The organism is Roseibium sp. MMSF_3544, from assembly GCF_030732845.1.
Lineage (GTDB): Bacteria > Pseudomonadota > Alphaproteobacteria > Rhizobiales > Stappiaceae > Roseibium.
Genome location: NZ_JASHKA010000028.1, coordinates 50,449 through 74,193, shown reverse-complemented (window position 1 = coordinate 74,193; position 23,745 = coordinate 50,449). Strand labels below are relative to the sequence as shown.

Sequence of the window (23,745 nt, the reverse complement as noted above, 5' to 3'; positions counted from 1 at the left end):
CGTGTGGAAGTGTGGCAACACATGAAGCTTAGCTTTACTAATAGCTCGTTCGGCTTGATCGCTCTCATTACTCAATGCTTATCTGAAATAGACCAGTTCACGACAAAACTGCGCTTCGCCGGCCTGGTGGCCTCAGCGGGGAGCCCCCACCCGATCCCATCCCGAACTCGGCCGTGAAACTCCCCAGCGCCAATGGTACTGCATCTTAAGGTGTGGGAGAGTAGGTCGCCGCCAGGCCTGCTAAACGCAGTTTATCTCAACGATGATACAGCTTCCCGGGCAAGGCCCGGACAGTCCAGCACCTAAAAGCCTCAAAAGCACCAGGGTGCCGGCACCGTGGAGCAGCTCCCGTTTGCCCGCAGGCGCAAAGCGCCGAGGACAAACAAAACAAAAATGAAGGGCTGAAGACGTGACCTGGATAGGCCACGTTACCACGGAGAGGAAACAACAACGCGGGATGGAGCAGCCCGGTAGCTCGTCAGGCTCATAACCTGAAGGTCGCAGGTTCAAATCCTGCTCCCGCAACCAAAACAACCCGGCACCAAGCCGGGTTTTTTGTTGGAAGGGGTCGTCGATTTTGACCTGACGGGGTCCCCGGAAGGAGGACATCGTCCGACGCAACGGGGCAGAAACCCACCAAATCCTGCTCCCGCAACCAAAACAACCCGGCAACCAAGCCGGGTTTTTTGCGTTTGGGGAACTCAAAACCCGCCTCTTTAGTCGACTGGCAGTCCGCTTGCCCGACTAAACGTCCACCAGTCCTTGCACTTCTCCGACCTCACCTCCTCGTCAGGCTCATAACCTGAAGGGTGAGGGCGTCAAGCAATCGATCCAGTGAATCGATTGTAGCCCGAACGGTTCAAATCCTGCTCCCGCAACCAAAACAACCCGGCAACCAAGCCGGGTTTTTGCGTTTGGGGAACTCAAAACCCGCGTCAGACACGCGGGTGCTGCAAAAACAGAAGGATACGGTCTCGTTGGCCCTGAAAGCGGATCACCCTTCCAGTATCCGTTTCAGCGAAACGACGGCTGCAGACGTGCGGTTCTCGACGCCGAGCTTTCCGAAGATCCGGTCCAGGTGCTTGTTGACCGTCCTGGGGCTCATGTCCAGAATGGCGGCAATTTCCTTGTTTGATTTTCCGTTGGCGATCCACGTCAGCACTTCAGACTCTCGTTCAGTCAGGTCAAAGGATCTGCGAAGGATGTCCGACGGGTTGCCGTCGGCGGTTTCTGCGACCCGCAAGAGATGTTCGCCCGAACTGATCTGGCCAGCGTAGCTGAAAGTGAGCGAGAGACCGGTGAGTGTTGCGACAAAATCATTGTCCTTAGGGGGCGCTCTCCCCGTGTCCATCAAATAGCTGCGCAGCCATTCAACGGCGTCTTTTGGCAGCTGTCCGACAAACTCCCCTTCGCCGGCCTCTATTCCTCCGATCAAGGCGATTGCCTGGGGCGTGGCCCAGCAGATTGCGCCCGACAGATCAACCGAAATGAGAAACCGTCCCGCTGCGTCGAGGGCCACGTGTGCGCTGTGCGAGTTGCGCGCATTTGAGATATGAACGCGGAGCCTTGCGATGAGTTCTTCCGGGTCGACCGGCTTGGTCACATAGTCGACACCGCCCGATTCCAGCCCGCGCACAATGTGTTCCGTTTGACTTAGGCCGGTCATGAAAACCACCGGCACGTCGCGCAGCGCGTCCAGTTGCTTGATTTTCTTGCTTGTTTCAAAACCGTCAAGCTCCGGCATGATGGCGTCCATCAAGATCGCGCTCGGGGTTATCCTGTTGGCGATATCCAGTGCCTTGCGCCCATCCTGTGCGACCAGGACCGTATATCCGGCTTCTTCCAGCGCGTCGGTCAACATTCCCAGACTGGCGGGGGCATCGTCGACGACCAGAACGGTTTCGCTCGGGCTAGGAGCATTCATGATCATGTCCAACCCTTTCCAATATCTTGTCGTATTGCGTGAGGTCGAATTCGCGGATCAGCCGGCGCATGTGCACGACAAAGTCTGCCGCGTGCGGCTCGTGCGCTTCAATGTCGTCAAGCTTGGCGCGAATCCCGCGCACATACCCAAGGCTGCTCAACTGTTTCAACATCTCCAGGCTTTCTTCGGATGGCAGGCTGCCTTTGCCAAACGTCAGTCCCGAGACGACGGCCGGCTGCCGGGTTTGTGGGGTGCTTTCCGGCGTATCCTTCCGCCAGACAATTTTCAGGCCCTGACCCAACCGGTCCTGTAGATCCTTCAACCGCACCGGCTTCACCAGGTAGTCGTCATGGTAGATCCGGTGCAGAGGATCGCGTCCGCTCTCGTCCGCATTCGCCGAGACCATGATGATGACCGCGTCACCGTGGCCCTCTTCGCGCAGTCTTCTGGCCAAATCCCAGCCACTCATGCCTGGCATGCTGATGTCGAGGAGAAAGGCGTTTGGGGTTTCGGCCCCCACCATCTGAAGGCACTCATGGGCGCTGCTTGCTGCCAGCACTTTGAAGCCAAGCGGTCCCAGAAAGTCCTGGATCAGGGCACGTTGCGCGGCATCGTCGTCAACGACCATGACGGTTTGCATCGGCCCTTCGTAACCGTTGACGCGTTTTTCGGCGCGCGTGACTTCAGCGGGCGCTTCGGCTGCACTCAACAGAATGCGAACCTTGAACCTGCTGCCCTTGCCGAGTTCACTTTCCACCTGGATGTCGCCACCCATAATTTCACTGAGAAGCTTGGTGATCGTCAGGCCCAGCCCTGTTCCCGGCACGCCGGCCTGCCCTTCGTCCTCCACGCGTTCGAATGGATTGAAGATGCGGCTCAGATTTTCCTCCGCGATCCCTATTCCGGTATCGGTGACTGAAAACTCCGCGACCTGACTATGGTAATCCACTGCAAGGCTCACGCTGCCGCTGTCCGTCCACTTGATTGCGTTGGACAGCAGATTGATGAGCACCTGGCGCAGCCGCTTTTCATCCCCAAAGACGAACATGGGGAGGTTTTCTGCGGGCAAGAACGAGAACTGCAATGCCTTAGCATCGGTCTGCAATCGGAACATGTCGACGATCTGGGTGAGAAACTCGTGCAAATTGAAGCGTTCACGGTAGATCGTCAGGTGACCGGCTTCGATCTTCGAAATGTCGAGCAGGCCTTCGATCAACCCCGCCAGGTGATCCGCCGAATGCTGGATTACCTTGACAGCGTCTCGGCGATGAGCGGGGATTGTCGGGTCCTTGCGCATCAGTTGGGCATATCCCGCTATGGCGTTTAGCGGAGACCGCAACTCGTGACTGATGCCGACGACGTAACGGCTCTTTGCCTTGTTGGCGGATTCAGCCACTTCCTTGGCCTTCTGGAGCTTGGCGTCGGTGCGCTTGTGCGCCCGTATCTCCTTCATCAGCAGGCTTGTCTGTCGCCGGGTCTCGTCATTGGCAAATTTCCGGCTTTCGTGAACCAGAACAAACAACCAGCCCATCACGCCTGCGATCAGCAGCAAGATGAAGAACACCTGCGTCAAGGCTCTGGCGACAGCGTTTGTTCCCATGTCGGCGCCTTGCGTCGACGCCTCAACGAAGACGAGATAGAGGATGCCGCCAAGCGAAGCGGTCATGACCAGCATGACCCCGAGATAGATCCCCACACGCGATCCGAGCCAGACAGCCGCCTGCGACGGCAGGAGCGCGTGCAGCAGCATGGAAATCTGATCTCCCCATCGGGCATTTTCCTTGCAATCATCTTCACACCGCGCGTCCAGGGAACAGCATAGGGAGCAGATCGGCCCGGAATAGACGGGACAATGAGTCATGTCTTCATGCTCAAACGTGTGTTCGCAAATGCAGCACTGGATCTTTTGCTTCTTTTCGCCGGTTTCCGAAACCAGTTCAACCGCATCGCGGGCAATATAAAAGCGTCCCTTTGTGGCGTAGGCGATCAATGGTGCCAGAAGAATGGCAGTGAACAGGGCGATATAGCTTGCGAGCGCGTGTGCGGTCTGGCCGAAAAATCCGGCATAAGCGACAAATGCCATGACGCTGGCAGCCGTCATCGACCCAAGCCCGACAGGATTGATGTCGTAAAGATGGGCGCGTTTGAATTCGATATACGGCGGGCTGAGCCCCAACGGCTTGTTGATCACAAGATCGGCGAACAACGCGCCGATCCAGGCGACCGCAACAATCGAATAGAGGCCAAGGGTCCGTTCAAGCGCCTTGTAGACGCCCAACTCCATCAACGTGAGTGCGATGATAACGTTGAATACCAGCCAGACGACGCGTCCGGGGTGGCTGTGGGTCAGGCGTGAGAAGAAGTTTGACCAGGCGATGGAGCCTGCATAGGAATTGGTGACGTTGATCTTGATCTGGCACACGATTACGAAAATGCCCGTCAGCGCGATCGCGACTTCAGGTGTGGTTACCTTGCTGAAGGCAACCAGATACATGTGCGTCGGCTCAACGGCCTTGTCGGGTTCCAGACCGCTCTGGAGTGCGACGACAACCAAAAACGATCCAAGCAGAAGCTTGAAAACCCCGATCACAATCCATCCCGGTCCTGCGGCCAGAAGCGCGAACCACCAACTCAGCCGGCGCCCTTGCCTTTGGCGCGGCAAAAACCGCAGAAAGTCCACCTGCTCGCCAATCTGCGCAATAAGCGAGAACAGCACTGCGCTGGCGGCGCCAAAGAGCAATAGGTCGAAATGACCGGCTTCATCTCCCAGCCGCCCGGAAAAGCTTTGCCACTCTTCAACAGGTGCAAGACCTTGCCAGGCAAGGAAGGCGAACGGAAGCAATTGGAGAATGATCCAGAGCGGTTGCGTATAGACCTGCAGCCGGCTGATGAGCGTGATCCCGTATATCACCATGGGGATGACAATCAGGGAGCAGATCAGGTAGCCGACATTAAGCGGTATCCCCAGGAACAACTCGAGCGCTGTTGCCATGATGGCCGCTTCAAGCGCAAAGAAAATGAACGTGAAGCTGGCGTAGATGAGCGACGTGACCGTCGAGCCGATATACCCAAATCCTGCGCCTCGGGTCAGCAGGTCGATGTCGACGCCGTATTTCACGGCATAGTAGGAGATGGGCAGTCCGGTTACGAAGATAAGCATGCCAACAAAGAGGATGGCCGGGACAGCGTTGGAAAAACCGTAATTGTATGTGATTGCTGCGCCAATCGCCTCGAGGGCAAGAAAGGAAATGGCTCCGAGCGCGGTGTTTGCGACCCATATGGGTGACCAGCGCCTTGCGCTCTTTGCGGTAAAGCGAAGGGCATAGTCTTCAAAGGTCTGATTTGCGACCCATTGATTATAAGTTCGACGCGAGCGAACCACCCGCTGATAACCTGCCATATACCCCGCCTTGCGAACCTGTTTCAGCCGGCAGCTCAGATATTGTGCATCGCAACCGCGCTACTCGGCGATATCGCCCAAACTGAATGCAGAATTCGATCAATCAAATACAATCAGCTTCCTTTGTCGTCCTTACTTGCAATTTCTGTGCCTGTATCATTGAATAAAGTTCTGTAATTCACATTCATTCGTCTTTTTCTACTTTGACTTCACGTCTTTAGATTTTTCCACTCCAGTAAAGTCCCAAAACAAATGCACGGATTGCACGCTCTATTCTGACTCAGGCAATCCAATACTGTTTCACAAATTCAAATGGCCGGGAATCAGTCAATTGACCCACGGCATGTGACGCATTGCGGCAGTGCACAAAAAGCGTCGACGCTCAGGGGCAGACAGAGGCGCCCGGTGGTGCCCTGCTTCAACCTCGAAAAAGATAGGGGTCCAAGTATGCGACGCGTGAAAGACGTTATTCAAACCCGGATGTCCCGCCGGTCTCTTCTTGCCGGAACCGCGGCGACAGCGATCCTCGCTGCGACCGGCACCGTAACGCCGAGCCTGGCGGATGAAGTGAACACGACCGGACTTGCGGTCACCGATGACACCGTGCAGGTCGGTATTCTCCATTCGGTCACCGGTACCATGGCGATTTCCGAGACAGGCTCCGTGCAGGCGGAAAAACTGGCCATCGAACAGATAAACGCGATGGGGGGCGTGCTGGGTCGGAAGATTGAGTATATCCAGGAAGACGGCGCGTCCGATTGGCCGACATTTGCCGAAAAAGCCAAGAAACTCCTCGTGAATGACAAGGTGGCCGCCGTCTTTGGCTGCTGGACATCCGCGTCGCGCAAGGCCGTTCTACCGGTCTTCGAGCAATATAACGGCATGCTCTACTATCCGACCTTCTACGAGGGCCTGGAGCAGTCGCCCAACGTGATCTACACGGGCCAGGAAGCCACACAGCAGATTATCGCCGGCATCGACTGGGTGTCTCAGGAAAAGGGTGCCAAGAGTTTCTATCTCCTGGGGTCGGACTACATCTGGCCGCGTACATCCAACAAGATCGCGCGCAAGCATATCGAAAAGCTTGGGCACAAGGTTGTCGGCGAAGAGTACTATCCGCTCGGCCACACCCAATTCAACTCGGTCATCAACAAGATCAAGCTGAGAAAACCCGATGTGATTTACGCGATCGTCGTCGGTGGCTCCAACGTTGCCTTTTACAAGCAGCTCAAGGCAGCCGGCATCGACATGACCAAGGAAGATCCGCTCCTCCTGACAATTTCGGTTACCGAGGACGAGATCCGCGGCATTGGCGGAGAAAACATCGAGGGCGCCTATGCCGCGATGAAGTACTTCCAGTCGCTCGACAACGAAAACAACATCGCGTTCGTGAAAGCCTTCAAAGAGATGTGGGGTGATGATGTCGTCATTGGCGATGTCACCCAGGCGGCCTATCTCGGCCCATGGCTCTGGAAGGCCGCCGTTGAAAAAGCGGGCAGTTTCGACATTGACAAGGTGCGTCTCTCCTCACCGGGCATCGAGCTGACAACCGCGCCGGAAGGGTATGTCAGGGTGCACGAAAACCATCATCTTTGGTCGAAGACCCGCATTGGCCGTGCCCAGCTGGATGGTCAGTACGAGCTGATCTACGAGACCGCTGAGTTGATGGAACCGGATCCGTTCCCCGAAGGCTACCAATAAAAGGCCCCGATCTCTCCCCTGGGATGGAAACGCCTTTTCGGTTGAAGGGTGAACAAGATGGCGCTGCGTGGACGCAGCCTGCGCAGCGCCTGGTCACTGACCACTTCTCAAACCTTTCCCAAGCCGGGCTTCAAGCGCCCTTGTTGCCCCGAAGCATGGAGACGCGCGCAATGTTCGCCGACTACACCTGGACGGAACTCGGATCCATTTTCGCCATGCAGGGTTTTGCCGGACTGATCCTGTTTTCCGTTTTCGTCCTGATGGCCCTGGGTCTTGCAATCATTTTCGGCCAGATGGGGGTCATTAACATGGCCCACGGCGAATTCATGATCCTTGGAGCATACGTTACCTACCTGTGCTCCAACTTCGTCGAAGCGTATTTCCCTTCGTTGTTCGGGGTCTATTTTTTCTTCGCCATGGCCCTCGCCTTTGTTGCCGCCGGTTCGCTCGGGGCGCTGGTCGAGTGGTCGCTCATCCGGCATTTGTACAAACGCCCGCTTGATACGCTGCTGGCCACCTGGGGCCTCAGCCTGATCCTCCAGCAGGCGTATCGGTCCATATTCGGGGCGCGCGAAGTCGGTGTTTCGCTGCCGAACTGGCTACTCGGATCGGTTCCGCTGACCGACATCATCGAGATCCCGATCAACGGCATCTTCGTGATGGTGCTGACCTTTGTCATCGCAATTGGCGTCTATTTCATCCTGTTCCGTTCCCGGATGGGCATGCAGACGCGGGCCGTCGTTCAAAACAGGGTGATGGCCGGCGCCGTCGGCATCAATACCCAGAAGGTTGACCGGAACACGTTCGCGCTTGGGTGCGGCATCGCCGGGATTGCGGGCAGCGCTTTCACGATGATCGGGTCGACCGGACCAACCGCCGGACAGCTCTATATCGTCGACACGTTCTTGATTGTCGTGTTCGGCGGAGCGGCCAGCCTACTGGGAACGATCGCATCCTCCTTCGCCATCAGCCAGGCCCAGTCGACAATGGAGTTCTTCCTGTCCGGCTCCATGGCCAAGGTTCTGACGCTCCTGACCGTGGTCGGCATCCTGATGATCCGCCCTCAAGGTCTGTTCTCCCTGAAAATCCGCCGTTGAGGAGGTTCTGATGACAAGCATCAAGTCATTCATGTCGCGGCAGGAGCTCATCGGGATCCTGGTCATTGCTGCACTTCTCTTTGTCGTCATGCCGCTCGCCATGGACATCTTCCGGCTCAACCTGTTCGGCAAATACCTGACATACGCATTCATTGCGGTCGGCTTGGTGCTGTGCTGGGGCAAGTGCGGGATCTTGAGCCTTGGCCAGGGTGTGTTCTTCGGCCTCGGCGGCTATTGCATGGCCATGTATCTGAAGCTGGAGGCTTCGACGCCGGAGGCGACCGCCATCCAGTCGACACCCGGCATTCCGGATTTTATGGACTGGAACCAGATCACCGCACTGCCCTGGTTCTGGGTGCCTTTCAACAGCCTGACCTTCACGCTCGCGGCAATCATCATCGTACCGGCGATCTTCGCGTTCATCATTGGCACCGCGATGTTCAAACGCCGCGTCGGGGGGGTCTATTTCGCCATCATCACACAGGCCATTGCCGCGATCCTGACCATCCTGATCATTGGACAGCAGGGCTACACGGGCGGCGTCAACGGCATTACCGACCTACGCACTCTCAAGGGCTGGGACATCCGCACGGATGAGGCCAAATACATTCTCTACTACGTGAACGGTGCTTTGCTGATCGGCGTGTTGTTGCTCAGCCAGATCGTGCTGAAGAGCAAACTCGGCCGGCTTCTGGTCGCGGTTCGCGATCAGGAAGACCGTGTCCGGTTCTCCGGGTACGACGTCTCCAACATCAAGATCTTTGTTTTCTGTTTTGCGGCGGTGCTGTCGGCAATTGGCGGGGCAATGTTCACCCTCCAGGTCGGGTTCATGTCGCCGTCCTTCGTCGGCATCGTGCCGTCGATTGAGATGGTGATCTTCTGCGCCGTCGGCGGCCGGTTGTCGATCTTCGGAGCTGTCTACGGAACGTTACTCGTCAACTGGGCCAAAACCACGTTTTCCGAAACGTTTCCTGAGCTCTGGCTCTTTGGGTTGGGCGCGCTTTTCATCGCTGTCGTCCTGATCTTTCCCAATGGTCTTTCGGGCCTTTACCGCAGCTACGTCGCGCCACTGGTCGATCGCATCGTCTCCGTTCGCCCGCGCACGGGCCGACCCGATGCACCACCTCCCGCAGCCGGGTTTGGTGCCAAGACGACCACAAAGCCCGCAGAGTAGGAGGCCAACGTGAACACGCTCAGCAACAACACCGACTTTCTGTTGTCCATCGAAAATCTGACCGTCTCGTTCGATGGCTTCAAGGCAGTCGATGATCTCAATCTTTACGTGGACGAAAACGAGATCCACGTGATCATCGGACCGAACGGCGCCGGCAAGACCACCGTGCTCGACCTCATTTGCGGGAGAACCAAGGCAAGCGACGGGTCGATCAAGTTCCACAACAAGGAACTGACCGCCATGCGCGAACACGAAATCGTCCGCGAAGGTGTCGGCAGGAAGTTCCAGAACCCCTCGATTTACGAGGATCTGACCGTTTTTGAAAATCTTGAACTCTCCTTTCCCCGGGGGCGCAGCGTTTGGGGCGCGCTGACGTTTCAGCGCGACACGGACGTCACCACGCGTGTGAAGGAAATCGCTGAAATGGTGTTTCTCGATACGCTTCTGGACAAGCAGGCAGCGCTCCTCAGCCATGGACAGAAACAGTGGCTGGAAATCGGAATGCTGCTCATTCAGGACCCGGAACTTCTCATGCTGGATGAGCCGGTTGCCGGGATGAGCGTCTCGGAAAGAAAGCAGACCGCCAAGCTTCTCAACGAAATAACCAAGGGCCGCTCCGTGATGGTGGTGGAGCACGACATGAAGTTCGTCGAGGACATCGCGCACCGCGTCACCGTGCTGCACCAGGGCAAGATCCTGTCGGAAGGGTCGATGGCCAAGGTGCAGGCGGATCCCAAGGTCATCGACGTCTATCTCGGCCACTAGGAGGCAAACATGCTGAATGTCGCGCATTATCACGTCGCCTATGGCCAGAGCGAGGTTCTGCACGGGCTCGATTTCACGGTCGCACCCGGCGAGATCATCGCCATCATGGGACGCAACGGCATGGGCAAGACCACGCTCATGAAGTCCCTGATGGGCATTGTCCCGACCATGGAAGGTGCCGTGGCGGTCGACGGCATCGATATCACGGCCATGAAGAGCTACGAGCGGGTTGCGAACGGCATCGCCTATGTGCCGCAGGGAAGAATGATTTTTCCCACGATGACCGTGCAGGAAAACATCGAGACAGGCCTTTCGATCTCTGGCCGCAGCAAAGTGCCGGGAGACATCTACGAACTGTTTCCTGTGCTCCTGGACATGAAGGGCCGGCGTGGCGGCAACCTCTCCGGTGGCCAGCAGCAGCAACTCGCGATCGCGCGCGCGCTGGCAACGAATCCGAAAGTGCTTCTTCTGGACGAACCAACGGAAGGGATCCAGCCCTCGATCATCCGCGAAATGGCCCGTGTCCTGCGGCGCATCCGCGACGAACGCGACCTTTCGATCGTCGTGTCCGAGCAGGTGCTGTCTTTCGCCCTCGATGTCGCAGACCGCGTCCTGGTTCTGGAAAACGGACGCCTGGTTCACGACGAACCGCGGGATGGCGTCGACGAGGAAAAGGTCGCCGCATTCCTCTCGGTCTGACGACTGGGAACGCTCAAGCTTAACCAAGGAAGGAGTCCAACATGACTGAAACGCTGATCAAGGTGGATCTGGAGGCGAGCCCTCACACCAATGAGAAAATCCACAATCGCTGGCACCCGGACATCCCGATCGTGGAATGGGTCGAACCGGGTGACGACTTCATCGTCGAAGCCTATGACTGGACTGGCAGCCAGATCAAAAACAATGACGACGCATCAGACGTGCGCGATGTTGAACTTCCGCAGGTCCACTATCTTTCTGGCCCGATAGGGGTAAAGGGTGCGCAGCCGGGCGATCTCATGGTCGTCGAGTTGCTTGATGTCGGTCCGCTGAACAGAAGCCTGTGGGGCTTTAACGGTGTCTTTTCAAAAAACAATGGCGGTGGTTTTCTGACCGAACAGTTCCCCGACGCACAAAAGTCGATCTGGGACTTCAAAGGCATGTTCACAACGTCACGCCATGTGCCAGGGGTGCGGTTTGCAGGCCTCATCCATCCGGGTCTTATCGGCTGCCTGCCGAGCCGGGAAATGCTGAACATGTGGAACGCACGGGAAAAGGCACTGTTCGAAACGGCGCCCGGCCGCAATCCGGCTCTTGCAGAGCTTCCCAACACCCAGGCAGCCCACATGGGCAAGATGGTTGGAGCGGCCCGCGAGGAAGCTGCAGCCGAGGCGGCCCGGACATTGCCCCCGCGCGAAAACGGCGGCAACTGTGACATCAAGGATCTGAGCCGAGGCTCGGTCTGTTACTTCCCCGTCTATGTAGAAGGTGGCGGTCTGTCCATGGGCGACACGCACTTCTCACAAGGAGATGGTGAAATCACCTTCTGCGGCGGGATCGAGATGGCGAGTTGGCTCCACGTCAAGGTCAGCCTGATCAAGGACGGGATGTCCAAATACGGCGTGAAAAACCCGATGTTCAAGCCGTCGGTGACGACTCCCAAATATGACGACTACATCATCTTCGAAGGCATTTCGGTCGATAGCGAAGGCAAGCAGCATTACATCGATATGACGGAGGCCTATCGTCAAGCCTGCCTGAACGCGATCGAATACATGACCAAGTTCGGTTATTCGCGTGAGCAGGCCCTGGCCATCCTCGGAACAGCGCCCGTCCAGGGTCATGTCTCCGGTATCGTCGACTATCCGAATGCCTGTGCAACCTTGTGGCTCCCGACGGATATCTTTGAAGGGGATCTTATGCCCGGTCCAGACGGTCCAACAAAGTATCTCGACGGATCTGTCAATGTCCCTGTTGCACCGGATCTTTGAGACAGCCATGCCGGTCTACGAATACATCTGCAATGAGCACGGCCCGTTCGAGGCCGTGCGTCCCCTCGCCGACTATGCGTCCCCTTGTGCCTGCCCGGTTTGTGGCAGCGTGTCGCCACGAGCAATGCTTACAGCGCCAAACGTGTCGGGGCTTTCCAGCGAGAGACGTGTTGCGCACGCGACAAATGAACGTGCCGCAGACAGCCCCAAACGTCTGTCCTCACATGGTCCAGGCATGTCCAAAGGGCGAATAGGTGGACGGAACACAATCCATCGGCCGGATGGCACCAAACAGTCTGCCGCCGCGCGTCCGTGGATGCTGTCGCGCTGACACAGGCCTTGGTCCTGGACCACTCTTTGGTTGGCCCAGGACACGAAATTCCTCACATCAGATCTCTGTTCTTGCGCTGCCAGGATCCCGGCGAGTCGTCTGAACCGCGTGCGGCACAGGTGTTTGCAGTGAGCGTATTGGCTTTGAAACGTCAGGCCCGGAATTTGTCAGCCCAGGCAGCTGCTGACCGGATTTCGTGCCGCCAATCATTCGCAAAAACAGACTGTGCGTTATATCACCCGCACTCTCCGAGATAGTTGGAAGTCTCTCCCTGACGCATCCTAGGCGCATTGCCGTAGACGCAATTGGCGGTCGAAATTGACACCAATTCCGGCCTCGCATGCGATCACAAGCGGCTGAGTATTCGTTGGGAGGAACGGATGAAGAAGCATCTCCTGGCCGCTGTCTCCGCGGCTGCATTTCTGTCGACCGGCGCAGCATTTGCGGCGGATGGTCCCCTGAAAGTGGGCGTCCTTGCGACGCTTGAAGGCACATACACGGTTCTCGGCGAGGACGGTGTCCGTGGCCTCAGAACGGCAATGGCTGTGCGGGGCCCGAAGGCCGGCGGCCGTGACATCGAACTGATCATCCAATCCACGGATGCATCGCCTGACAGCGCGGTGCGCGGCGCGCGCAAGTTGGTTGAGCAGGACAAGGTCGACCTTGTGATCGGTCCGCTCTCGGGCTCCGAGGGTATTGCGATCAGGGACTATTCCAAGACACAGCCACAGGTCACTTTTCTGAATGGGATCTCCGGCGCGCAGGAAACGACCTACGTGACGCCGTCTGACAATTTCTTCCGTTTCAACACGGATGGTGCGCAATGGTCCGCGGGTCTTGGAGACTACGTCTTCAACGAAAAGGGTTGGGAAACCGTTGCGACGATCGGTGAGGACTATTCCTTCATCTACACGCAGGTGTTCGGTTTTGCCCTTGAGTACTGCCAGGCCGGTGGTGAGATCACCGAACGTTTCTGGGTTCCGCTCGGAACCAAGGACTTCGGCTCGATCATCGCCTCGCTTCCGGACGACGTTGATGCGATCTATCTCGGCCTTGGCGGCGGTGATGCCGTCAACTTCCTGAACCAGTATCAGCAGGCCGGTGGCGATGCCAATCTGATTGGCGGTTCCATCATGGTTGACGGCACCGTCCTGAACTCCAAAGGTGACGCCAAAAACGCACTTATTGGAACGCCTTCGGCAGGGCCCCAGGCGGACACCTGGGATGACGAAAACTGGAAAACCTACGTGAAGGCCTACCAGGACGCATTCCCGCCGGATCAGCGTTTCCCGAGCCCGTCGCTTCTGGCAACGGGGTACTACAATGCGACGACCGCCGCGATGACCTGCCTCGATGAGGTCGGCGGCGACCTGTCTGACGGTCATGCAAAGTTCCGCAGCTGCCTCGCCAACCTGGAACTCGATGCCCCGAACGGCAAGATCACGCTTGACGGCAACCGTCAGGCTGTCGGCGCGAATTTCGTGTCCGAGGTTGCCGAGCAGGATGATGGCACGCTCGTGACCAAACTGGTTGCGATCAAGGAAAACGTGCCGCAGACGCTCGGTATCGATCCCGAAGTCTTTGCAAAGATCGGCCTCCCAAGCCGTGAGACGCCTGAGTGCAAGTCGTCTTACTGACCGCAAAGCGCCGGGCGGCACACGCCGCCCGGTTTCCCTACAGGGCCGCCGCATCCTGCAGCCTCTTGTCGAGACCTGGCAATGACTCTCATTACCTACGTTACGCGAGTTCATTTTGCCGATGGCGTTTTGGAAGAAGCGCTGTGGTCGGAGGTGGAAGTCAATCGCAAGACCCGGCCGCTGATCGTCACTGACGAATCCCATCTGAGCAGCGAACTGTACGAGAGGCTTCTTGCGGGGCTGCCGGTGCGGACTTCGGTCGAAACCGTCAGCGACGTGCCCGATATCCCGAACGAGAACGCCGCGCGCCACATCGCCGAAATTTATGATCGGACGGATCGTGATCTGCTGATCGCATTCGGACGCAACACTGCGATCGATCTTGCGAAAATCTCAAGAATATCGATCGCTCACCAGCAGCCTCTGGAAACCTTTTCCTATGCCACGGGAGGGTCCCGTCGGATCGGCAACAATCTTCCCGATCTTTACGCCGTTCCAGGCATTCAGGGTTTCGGGTCCGCTGTCAGCGCTCATGCGCCGGTCGTTCTTCAGGACGGTGAGCGGACACGCCTGATGTGCAAGAAGCTGGTTCCGACGGTGACAATCTGCGACCCGACATTGACGCTGGGTGCAACACCCGTGGAAAGTGCCAGCGCCGGGGCTGATGCGCTCGGGCGCTGTGTCGAGGCCTATCTGTCTCCCGGTTACAATCCACCGGCAGACGGGATTGCGCTCGACGGACTTGGTCGGGTGATTGCCAATCTGCACAAGGTGCTGGAGAAAGACAGTGTAACGGCCCGTCGCGAGCTGATGGCCGCAAGCCTGAACGGTGCACTTGCGCTGCAAAAGGGCCTTGGCGCCATCCACGCCATCGGGTGCGCGCTTGAGACCGTCGTGGACCGACGCCTCGACCCGGGTGCCTTGAGCCGGTTGTTGCTGCCCTCAGTCCTGCAGTTCAATGCCGGTGCGGCGCGCGAGAAGTTCAGTACACTGCAAAATCTCTTCGACCCGAATGGTGAGATTGACCCCGCGCGATCCGTGACGGAGTTTCTGCACAATCTGCCCTTGCCCGAAAGCCTTAATGAAATGGGCATTGGTGAGGAAGAGCTTCGAACCGCCGCGGATCTGGCAGCATCCGATCTGGCGGCCGTTCGCAGCCCGCGCGCACTCTCAAGCTCCAGCCTCTACTCGATTATGAAATCGGTGCATTTGGAAAGAACCCGGGTGGCCTGATGAAACCTCTGCTGATTGACGGGGACTGGGTGGCCACTGCTAGCGCCGCGGAAAACCGGAACCCGTCTGATCTTTCGGACGTGATTGACCTTTACGCGCATGCTGGAGTTCCCGAAACGCAGGCCGCCATTGACGCGGCTGCCGCGGTAGCGCCCGGATGGAGCGGAACCTCGCCGCAGCAAAGGTTCGATATCCTCAACAAGACCGCAGACGAGCTGACGGCCCGCAAACACGAAATCGGAACCCTGTTGTCCCGTGAGGAGGGCAAGACCCTTCGCGAAGGCCTTCTGGAAGCGGACCGCGCCGCGAACATCTTCCGGTTTTTTGCCGGTGAATGCGTGCGACAAACCGGGGATCTGGTGCCGTCCGTACGGCCCGGCATCGATGTTGAGGTAACGCGTGAGCCGCTCGGCGTCGTCGGGATCATTACGCCATGGAATTTTCCGATCGCGATACCTGCCTGGAAGATCGCGCCGGCGCTCTGCTACGGCAACACGGTCGTGTTCAAGCCTGCGGAACTGGTGCCTGGTTGCGCCTGGGTTCTCGCTGACATTCTGCACCGGGCCGGTGTTCCGAACGGGGCTTTTAATCTTGTAATGGGAAAAGGCTCTGTCGTCGGCCAGACCATGCTTGATGCACCCGAGATTGACGGCATCACATTCACAGGCTCACAGACGGTAGGGCACAGGGTTGCGGAATCCTGTCTGAAAAGGATGCGGAAAGTCCAGCTTGAGATGGGAGGCAAGAACCCGCTTGTCGTGTTGAACGATGCCGATCTTGATCAGGCCGTCGATGTTGCCGTGGATGGGGCCTACTTTTCCACGGGACAACGATGCACGGCCTCGTCCCGCCTGATCGTCACGGAGGACATTTTCGGACGGTTTGTTGAGAAACTGGTCGACCGGTGCAAGGCGCTAGCGGTCGGCAACGCGCTGAGCGAGGGAACAGACATTGGGCCTGTCGCCAGCGCAGATCAGCTTGAAACCGATCTGAAATACATCGAGATTGGCCGGGCCCAGGGTGGCAACCTGCGCTGCGGCGGCGAGCGCCTGCGCCGGGATACGGATGGATACTACCTGCAGCCCGCGCTCTTTACCGACACCACCAACGACATGCGCATCAATACCGAGGAAGTGTTCGGTCCGGTTGCCGCAGTCATTCGCGTGAAAGACTATGAAGAAGCGCTTTCGGTCGCCAACGAGACCGAGTTTGGCCTGTGTTCGGGGATCTGCACCACCAGCCTCAAACATGCCAACCACTTTCGCAAAAACTCCAAGGCCGGCATGGTTATGGTCAACTTGCCGACTGCCGGCGTTGACTATCATGTCCCCTTCGGCGGCAGGAAAGGGTCGAGCTTCGGCCCACGCGAGCAGGGCCGATATGCCGCTGAATTTTTCACGACAGTCAAGACCGGATACATTCGTGCCTGAATACTGCGCTGCAGCATGAATTTCAGTCTGACTTCGTAACTCTAAGTCTCTTTGTGAGGCCGTTTGTCTTGCAAATTTCTGTTTTTGAGCGGCTTAATTCAGGAAACGAAAAAATAAAGGATCGCGATAATCCTCGGGAGGAGGGGACTATGAGCGAAGCGATATCCGTTCACCACGGTGAGTTCGGGCGCGCAGCTCTTTATAAGCTGGATAAGCCTATCATCACGCATGCCCACAGGGAGGGGCACCTGATCTTTTACCTGGGCGGGGCCGAGGCGAAAGTCAGTGTTTCCGGGAAATGGGTCGCCGCCGACCCGAACACAGGTGTGGCGGTCAGTCCGTGGGAACAGCACAGTTTTCATTTGAAGGAAAAGAATCCGGTCGAGGCCTGCATGTGCCTGGTGCTCTACATCAAGCCGATCTGGTTCCTGGAAAACAGCCAATCCGCTGAATTTGCACTGAATTTCGGCAGGTCCTTTATCTCGATGACACCGGACGTGTCCAATTGGGTGAAGCGTCTGACATCCCTGTTGCTCGACGGTGGAAACGACCATCTTTTCGATGGGTATTTGTATCGGACAACCTTGCAGTGTTTTGAACAATCCTGGCGTCATGCGGATCGCACTTCCGTCCTAAGCGACAGCCGTCACCGGTTTACCGACTACAGGGTACGTCGTTCGCTCAGGTTGATGCAGGAAAGCTATACCGAAGAAGTCGAAGTCGAATGGCTGGCGCGCGAAGTTGGCCTGTCCCGACCACATTTCTTCAAGCTTTTCAAAAAGCAGATGGGAATTACGCCAAATCTCTATCTGAACACTCTTAGAGCGGAGCAGGCGATTTCAGATCTCATGACCACCGACAAGTCGGTCACGGAAATCAGCTACGATCTGGGTTTTTCCTCGCAAGCAAGCTTTACCCGCTTCTTTTCGTCGAATGTCGGCATTCCGCCGAGCGACTATCGCCGCGTAGCCCATGTCACCTAGCTGACACGCTTCGTCTTCGCTGCAGCCCAATTATGCCGATGATGGGCCAACAGAGAAGACTATCGGGTACGTCGATTCCGGGGCTTCGCACTTAGCCTTTTCCTGAGCCAACGACCTCAACGTCGAAAGAGCTTAGGGAGGACGTCGCGTGTTGCGGCATGAACATTTCGGTCTTTGCACCGCTGCCGGAAGGAGTTTCCGATGAGAGACTTCGCATCAAGACATCCGGTCTGGACTGTCATTATCCTGCTCGCCGTAGCTGTTTTCATTTGGCTGATCTTTGCGCAGTGGCCGAAGGAACTGGTCGACGTCATCGGTCGCAAGAAGGTGTTCCTGAATGCGGTTTTCAACGGGATCACGCTTGGCGGACTCTATTTTCTGGTGGCGAGCGGCTTCACACTCATTTTCGGTCTGATGCGCAACGTCAATCTGGCGCATGGTTCACTGTATCTCCTCGGTGGTTACATCGGCTACTTCGTTGCCAGCTCCACCGGTTTCTGGCTTCTGGCCTTCCCGGTCGCTTTCGTCTTGGTCGCCATTGTCGGCATCTTCATGCAGATCTTCATCTTCCGCAGAATGGAGGGTCAGGATCTCAGGCAAACGCTCGTTACGATAGGCATCTCCATCGTCATGGCGGACCTGATGCTCTGGGGCTTTGGAGGAGATTTCTACAACATTTCTCCGCCAAGCTGGCTGAGCGGACCGATGGAGACCCTTTTCGTGACGGGCGTGAAGCGCTCGTCGGGAGAGCTCATTTATCTGAAGTATCCCGTGGTACGGGTCGTCATTTTCCTGGCCTCGGTCGTGATCGGGGTTGCCATGTGGCTGATCCTGAACCGCACGCAGATCGGCATGATGATCCGGGCCGGTGTCGATGACCGGGACATGCTGTCCGCGACGGGCGCACGCATTCAGCTTGTCTTTGTCGGCGTGTTCGCGTTCGGGGCGGGGCTCGCGGGCATCGCCGGCGTTGTCGGGGGCACATTCCAGTCTGTCGCTCCCGGCGAAGATATACGGTTTCTTCTGGCCTCCCTCGTGGTCGTCATTGTCGGCGGCATGGGATCCATCACCGGTGCTGCGTTAGGCGCACTCCTGATCGGGCTCGCTGAGCAGTTCGGATCCGTCTATTTCCCGACCTATGCCGTCGTTCTCACGTTCCTGATCATGGTCCTGGTACTGGCGTTCCGCCCGCAGGGCCTAATGGGAAGGTCGTGACCCATGGCACTGGTTGAAAGCACCCCGGCCAGCAAGGAACGTGATGCGCGTCAGCGGGATTGGTTCGAGCGCATCCCGGCCGGTTACTGGGTCGTCTGCATCGCCCTTTTGATCATGCCGGCCTTTGCAAGTGATTTCACGCTTTACCAGGTGTTCGGCTGGTCGTTCATCCTTGGCATGATTTCTCTCAGCCTCATGTTCCTCGGCGGCTACGGCGGTATGGTCAGCCTGGTTCAAATGTCGGTTGCCGGGCTCGCGGGATACATGGTCGCGATCTTCGGCGACAGTGCGATTACGGACATCAGTCTCGGTTGGCCGTGGTACATCGCCATACCGCTCGCCCTCATTGTCGCGATGATATTCGGCACGATCGTCGGGTCGCTCGCAGTGCGAACCGAGGGCATCTACACCATCATGATCACGCTGGCGGTTGCGGCGGCGTTCTTTTATTTCACCCGCCAGAACTATGCCGTTTTCAACGGCTTCTCCGGGTTCAACGGAGTGTTGCCCCCCAACCTATTCGGTGTTGATTGGCGGCAGAGCGTTCCCTTCTACTACCTGACCCTGTTTTGGGCCGCGGTCGCCTATTTCTCGGTTTTGTACATCTCCCGCGCACCGTTCGGACTTGCTTTACAGGGTGTGCGTGACAACCCGCGCCGCATGGCCGCGCTCGGCTACAATGTGAATGCACACAGGATTGCGGCCTACGCTTTCGCGGCGCTGATCGCCGGGACCGGGGGCATCCTTCTGACCTGGCAATCGGCACAGATCTCGCCGGGTACCGCAGGTATCGGTCCGGCGATCGATATTCTCGTCATCGCGGTGATCGGCGGCATGAGCCGTCCCATCGGACCGTTCATCGGTGCGCTCATCTACGTTCTCCTCAAAACCTTCGCCATCGACGTTCTTTTGTCTGTCGGTCTGAGCGGTGAGCGCTTTCAGTTGCTCATCGGCCTCGGGTTTCTTGCGATCGTCTTCTTCTCGCCCGATGGTCTGCTTGGCCTTTGGGACCGCTGGCAGGACTACCGCAAGCGTGATCCGCTGCTGGATCGCGGGGAGGACAGGCTGTGACGCTTCTGGAAGCCGCCGGCACCTCTGTATCCGACCGATTGAGCGTCACTGGCACAGCGAACGCGCTGGAGCTGCGCGGGGTCAGCAAGTTGTTCGGGGCTCTTGCGGCGCTGAGCGATATCGACCTGATCGTCAAACCGGGTGAGCGGCGTGCCGTCCTTGGATCCAACGGCGCCGGGAAAACCACGTTGTTCAACTGCATCACCGGTGACTTCGCACCGACAACCGGTTCGATCAGGTTCTTCGGCGAAGAAGTGGCCGCGTTTCCGGCGCAGGAGCGCATCCGGCGTGGATTGCGCAGAACCTACCAGATTTCGCTTCTGTTTTCCGGCCTGTCCGTACTGGACAATGTCTATCTGGCCTGTTGCGGTGTGTCCCGTGGCCGGTTTTCGTTTGTCCGCCCACGTCGCAACGATGCCCTGATGGCCAGTGCGGAAAATCTGGTCCATGTGGTTCATCTCGACGACGTTCGGGACACAAAGGTGTCCGATCTGTCCTATGGACAGCAGCGCCAGTTGGAAATCGCAATGGCGCTCTCGGGTGCGCCGAGGTTCATTCTGTTCGACGAACCGGCAGCCGGTCTCTCCCCGACGGAACGGCAGGAACTGATCGAAATCCTCACCGGACTGCCGAGCCACATGGGTTACATCATCATCGAGCACGACATGGACGTCGCCCTGCGTGTCGCCGAGTCGGTGACGATGATGCACAACGGCCAGATCTTCAAGGAAGGCAAACCGGCTGAAATTGAAGAGGACGAAGAGGTCCAGGCACTTTATCTCGGCGGCGAAGAGGGGTTGGGCCATGGCTGACCGCTCCTCCGCAGCGCTCGAGATCAAGGATCTCAACGTTTACTACGGCCAGTCCCATGCTCTGCAAGGGGTCAATCTGACACTGGACCACGGGGTTCTGTCGGTCGTCGGCCGCAACGGCATGGGCAAGACGACAACGTGCAAGGCAGTCATGGGCCTTGTTCCCGTCGCCTCGGGAACAATCAGTCTTTTCGGGCAAAACCTGGCGGGACTTGGCCCGGCTGAAATTGCACGTCTCGGGATCGGCTACGTCCCCCAGGGGCGGCGCTTGTGGAGATCGCTGACGGTCGATGAACACCTGCAGCTGGTTTCACGGCGCGGCGGAGCCTGGACACCGGAGCGGGTCTATTCCGTCTTTCCAAGACTGGCGGAGCGACGCAGCAACGGCGGAGCTCAGTTGTCGGGCGGCGAACAGCAGATGCTCGCCATCGGGCGGGCTCTGCTGCTCAATCCGAAGCTCCTCGTCATGGACGAGCCGACCGAAGGGCTCGCTCCGGTCATCGTCAATCAGGTCGCAGAAATGCTGGTGCGCCTAGGCCAGGAAGGCGACATAGACGTCCTGGTAATCGAACAGAATATCGGCGTTGCCTGCGCGGTCGCGGACCAGGTCGCGATCATGGTCAACGGCCGGATCAACAGGATCCTGCCCTCTAACCAGCTGGCGGCCGACAGGGACCTGCAGCAGGCCCTTCTCGGTGTCGGACGCCATGCGCATGACGAAACACCAGCACCGGCGCGTGAGCCCGAAACGGATCACGAAACGCCGAGCGCGCCGCATGTACAGCGTGTCTATCTTTCCAATCCCAAGACGCCGACACGATGGTCCCGCCCGGTTCCTGTCCGCGTGATTGAAAACACCGCGCGCACAACGACGGCCGTCGCGGCATCGGCGGCCAAGACTGTCACGCCGCTGTTCGCGCAGCGAACCGGTGGCGGTGCGACCGTTTATGTTGCCGGGACGCTCGATACGAAGGGCGAGGAGCTGCGCTACATCCGTGACATCATCAAGGCGGAGGAGCTGACGGTCCGGCTGGTCGACCTGTCAACGAGCGGCAAGCCGTCGGGCGCCGAGGTGCCGCCACATGCGGTTGCGGCCTTTCATCCGCGTGGTGCCAACGGCGTCTTTACCGGAGATCGGGGTACCGCGGTCGCCGGAATGACGCTGGCCTTCGAACGCTGGATGCGAGCGCAGACGGATGTTGCAGGTGTCATCTCTGCAGGCGGTTCGGGTGGAACGGCGCTGGTCAGTCCAGCCATGCGGACACTTCCGGTGGGCATTCCCAAGGTGATTGTCTCGACCGTCGCCAGCGGAAACGTGGAGCAATATGTCGGCCCGTCCGACATCATGATGCTCTATTCGGTCGCCGATGTTCAGGGTCTGAATTCGATCACGCGCGAGGTTCTCGGCAACGGCGCCGGCGCGCTTGCAGGTGCCGTGAAGTCACGCTCGAAACGCAAACCGGTTCGCAACGCCAAGCCCACGGTTGGCTTCACCATGTTCGGGGTGACGACGCCTTGTGTTCAACAGGTAACGGCTGCGCTTGAAGACGACTTCGATTGCCTGGTGTTCCATGCGACGGGCGTCGGCGGTAGATCCATGGAAAAGCTGCTGGACAGCGGCATGCTCACCGCGGTTGTCGATCTTACGACCACCGAGATCTGCGACATGGTCGCCGGAGGCGTCTTCGCAGCCAACGAGGACAGGTTCGGCGCATCGATCCGGGCAGGGCTTCCCTATATCGGCGCTTGCGGTGCGCTCGACATGGTCAACTTCAACGCTCCCGAAACGGTGCCTGAACGCTACCGCGACCGTCTTTTCTATGAGCACAATCCGCAAATCACGCTGATGCGGACCACTGTTGATGAAAACATCGAAATGGGCCGCTGGATTGGTAACCGCCTGAACGAGATGACCTCGCCGGTCCGGTTCTTCCTGCCCGAGGGCGGCGTCTCGCTGCTGGACGCGCCAGGCATGGCCTTTCATGACCCGGCCGCCAACGAAGCGCTTTTCAGATCCCTTGAGGACACGGTGCGCCAGACCAGCGAACGCAGGCTGATCCGTGTCCCCCACAATATCAACGACCCGGAATTCGCCGAGCTGATCGTCGAAACCTTCCGCGGCTTTCATTCCAGCCGGCGCAGCCGTGCAGCAGGAGATTGACGATGTTCGAACGCAAGCAACTTGTCGAAAAATATCGGGCGATGATTGCCCGCGGCGAGCCGATCATCGGGGGCGGCGCCGGCACGGGTCTTTCCGCCAAGGGAGAGGAAGCCGGCGGCATCGACCTGATCGTCATTTACAACTCTGGCCGTTACCGGATGGCGGGGCGTGGCAGTCTCGCGGGCCTGATGCCCTATGGCGATGCCAACAGCGTGGTCATGGAAATGGCCGGCGAAGTTCTGCCGGTTGTTAAAAACACGCCGGTCCTCGCAGGTGTTTGTGCTTCGGACCCGTTCCGCTTGATGGACAAGTTCCTCGACGAGGTCAAATCCGCAGGGTTTTCCGGTGTTCAGAACTTTCCGACCGTCGGACTGATTGACGGCAACTTCCGCGCAAATCTGGAAGAGACCGGCATGTCCTATCAGCTGGAGGTCGACATGATCGCGATGGCGCACCAGAAGGACATGCTCACGACGCCTTACGTGTTTTCGTCAGAGGACGCGACCGCGATGGCCCGCGCAGGTGCCGACATTATCGTGTGTCATCTCGGCCTGACCACCGGCGGCAGCATCGGCGCGGAAACCTCTTTGAAGCTGGAAGACTGCCCGGCAATCGTCGACGAGTGGTCCGCAGCGGCCCTCGCGGTCAATCCCGACGCTGTCATTCTGGTGCATGGCGGCCCGGTGGCGATGCCGGATGATGCCGAATTTGTCCTGAAGAACACGCGCAACTGTCACGGCTTTTACGGCGCCTCCTCGATGGAGCGCCTGCCGACCGAGGTCGCACTCGTCGAACAAACCAGAAAATTCAAGGAAATCCGCGGCTCTTGAGCCGGGGGGGA

18 protein-coding genes, 1 tRNA gene and 1 rRNA gene are annotated in these 23,745 nt (G+C 58.2%); 18 read left to right on the top strand and 2 right to left on the bottom strand.

Features of this window, described 5'->3' with window-relative positions; genetic code table 11:
- Positions 1-122 precede the first annotated feature (122 nt).
- Both rrf and RBB47_RS27100 read left to right on the top strand, forming a co-directional pair.
- Positions 123-237: ribosomal RNA gene (rrf, locus tag RBB47_RS27105) — 5S ribosomal RNA — on the top strand.
- Between the two features lie 214 nt (positions 238-451).
- Positions 452-528 (top strand) — tRNA-Met (locus RBB47_RS27100).
- A 466-nt stretch (positions 529-994) separates the two neighbouring features.
- Here RBB47_RS27100 and RBB47_RS27095 read toward each other — a convergent pair.
- Positions 995-1,924, bottom strand: a complete 930-nt coding sequence (locus RBB47_RS27095) for a DNA-binding response regulator (RefSeq protein WP_305989045.1) — start codon at positions 1,922-1,924, stop codon at positions 995-997.
- Positions 1,911-5,324: an ATP-binding protein gene (locus RBB47_RS27090; RefSeq protein WP_305989044.1), complete on the bottom strand. Its 3,414-nt coding sequence runs from the start codon at positions 5,322-5,324 to the stop codon at positions 1,911-1,913. The genes RBB47_RS27095 and RBB47_RS27090 overlap by 14 nt, the downstream gene beginning before the upstream one ends.
- Positions 5,325-5,771: 447 nt before the next feature.
- Here RBB47_RS27090 and urtA point away from each other — a divergent pair, with 447 nt between their 5' ends.
- The 16 genes from urtA to RBB47_RS27010 all read left to right on the top strand — a co-directional run bounded on the left by urtA (position 5,772) and on the right by RBB47_RS27010 (position 23,734).
- The gene (gene urtA, locus RBB47_RS27085; RefSeq protein ID WP_371932864.1) at positions 5,772-7,025 is read left to right on the top strand and encodes an urea ABC transporter substrate-binding protein; all 1,254 of its coding nucleotides are present in this window, start codon (positions 5,772-5,774) and stop codon (positions 7,023-7,025) included.
- Positions 7,026-7,195: 170 nt separating this feature from the next.
- Complete coding sequence (gene urtB, locus RBB47_RS27080) at positions 7,196-8,122, top strand: urea ABC transporter permease subunit UrtB (RefSeq protein ID WP_305989043.1); 927 nt, start codon at positions 7,196-7,198, stop codon at positions 8,120-8,122.
- Between the two features lie 10 nt (positions 8,123-8,132).
- A complete protein-coding gene (urtC, locus tag RBB47_RS27075) occupies positions 8,133-9,296 on the top strand; it encodes an urea ABC transporter permease subunit UrtC (RefSeq protein ID WP_305989042.1) in 1,164 nt (387 codons plus the stop codon).
- A 9-nt stretch (positions 9,297-9,305) separates the two neighbouring features.
- Positions 9,306-10,061 (top strand): urea ABC transporter ATP-binding protein UrtD, encoded by a 756-nt coding sequence (urtD, locus tag RBB47_RS27070; RefSeq protein ID WP_305989041.1) that lies wholly within the window; start codon positions 9,306-9,308, stop codon positions 10,059-10,061.
- A gap of 9 nt (positions 10,062-10,070) precedes the next feature.
- Positions 10,071-10,760 (top strand): urea ABC transporter ATP-binding subunit UrtE, encoded by a 690-nt coding sequence (gene urtE, locus RBB47_RS27065; RefSeq protein ID WP_305989040.1) that lies wholly within the window; start codon positions 10,071-10,073, stop codon positions 10,758-10,760.
- Between the two features lie 41 nt (positions 10,761-10,801).
- The gene (gene fmdA / locus RBB47_RS27060; protein WP_305989039.1) at positions 10,802-12,031 is read left to right on the top strand and encodes a formamidase; all 1,230 of its coding nucleotides are present in this window, start codon (positions 10,802-10,804) and stop codon (positions 12,029-12,031) included.
- Positions 12,006-12,362, top strand: a complete 357-nt coding sequence (locus tag RBB47_RS27055; RefSeq protein WP_305989038.1) for a zinc ribbon domain-containing protein — start codon at positions 12,006-12,008, stop codon at positions 12,360-12,362. Before fmdA ends, RBB47_RS27055 begins: the two co-directional genes overlap by 26 nt.
- A 380-nt stretch (positions 12,363-12,742) precedes the next feature.
- Positions 12,743-13,999, top strand: coding sequence for an ABC transporter substrate-binding protein (locus tag RBB47_RS27050; RefSeq protein WP_305989037.1), 1,257 nt, complete (start codon positions 12,743-12,745; stop codon positions 13,997-13,999).
- Positions 14,000-14,080: 81 nt separating this feature from the next.
- Positions 14,081-15,232, top strand: coding sequence for an iron-containing alcohol dehydrogenase (locus tag RBB47_RS27045; RefSeq protein WP_305989036.1), 1,152 nt, complete (start codon positions 14,081-14,083; stop codon positions 15,230-15,232).
- The gene (locus RBB47_RS27040) at positions 15,232-16,662 is read left to right on the top strand and encodes an aldehyde dehydrogenase family protein (RefSeq protein ID WP_305989035.1); all 1,431 of its coding nucleotides are present in this window, start codon (positions 15,232-15,234) and stop codon (positions 16,660-16,662) included. The genes RBB47_RS27045 and RBB47_RS27040 overlap by 1 nt, the downstream gene beginning before the upstream one ends.
- Positions 16,663-16,811: 149 nt before the next feature.
- The gene (locus RBB47_RS27035) at positions 16,812-17,645 is read left to right on the top strand and encodes a helix-turn-helix transcriptional regulator (RefSeq protein ID WP_305989034.1); all 834 of its coding nucleotides are present in this window, start codon (positions 16,812-16,814) and stop codon (positions 17,643-17,645) included.
- Positions 17,646-17,846: 201 nt separating this feature from the next.
- Entirely contained in the window at positions 17,847-18,860 is a 1,014-nt protein-coding gene (locus RBB47_RS27030; RefSeq protein WP_305989033.1) for a branched-chain amino acid ABC transporter permease, read from the top strand.
- 3 nt (positions 18,861-18,863) lie between these two features.
- Complete coding sequence (locus RBB47_RS27025; RefSeq protein ID WP_305989032.1) at positions 18,864-19,931, top strand: branched-chain amino acid ABC transporter permease; 1,068 nt, start codon at positions 18,864-18,866, stop codon at positions 19,929-19,931.
- A 5-nt stretch (positions 19,932-19,936) separates the two neighbouring features.
- Entirely contained in the window at positions 19,937-20,743 is an 807-nt protein-coding gene (locus RBB47_RS27020; protein WP_305989047.1) for an ABC transporter ATP-binding protein, read from the top strand.
- Positions 20,736-22,904, top strand: coding sequence for an ABC transporter permease (locus tag RBB47_RS27015; RefSeq protein ID WP_305989031.1), 2,169 nt, complete (start codon positions 20,736-20,738; stop codon positions 22,902-22,904). The genes RBB47_RS27020 and RBB47_RS27015 overlap by 8 nt, the downstream gene beginning before the upstream one ends.
- Before the next feature lie 2 nt (positions 22,905-22,906).
- Positions 22,907-23,734 (top strand): phosphoenolpyruvate hydrolase family protein, encoded by an 828-nt coding sequence (locus tag RBB47_RS27010; RefSeq protein WP_371932863.1) that lies wholly within the window; start codon positions 22,907-22,909, stop codon positions 23,732-23,734.
- Positions 23,735-23,745: the final 11 nt, after the last annotated feature.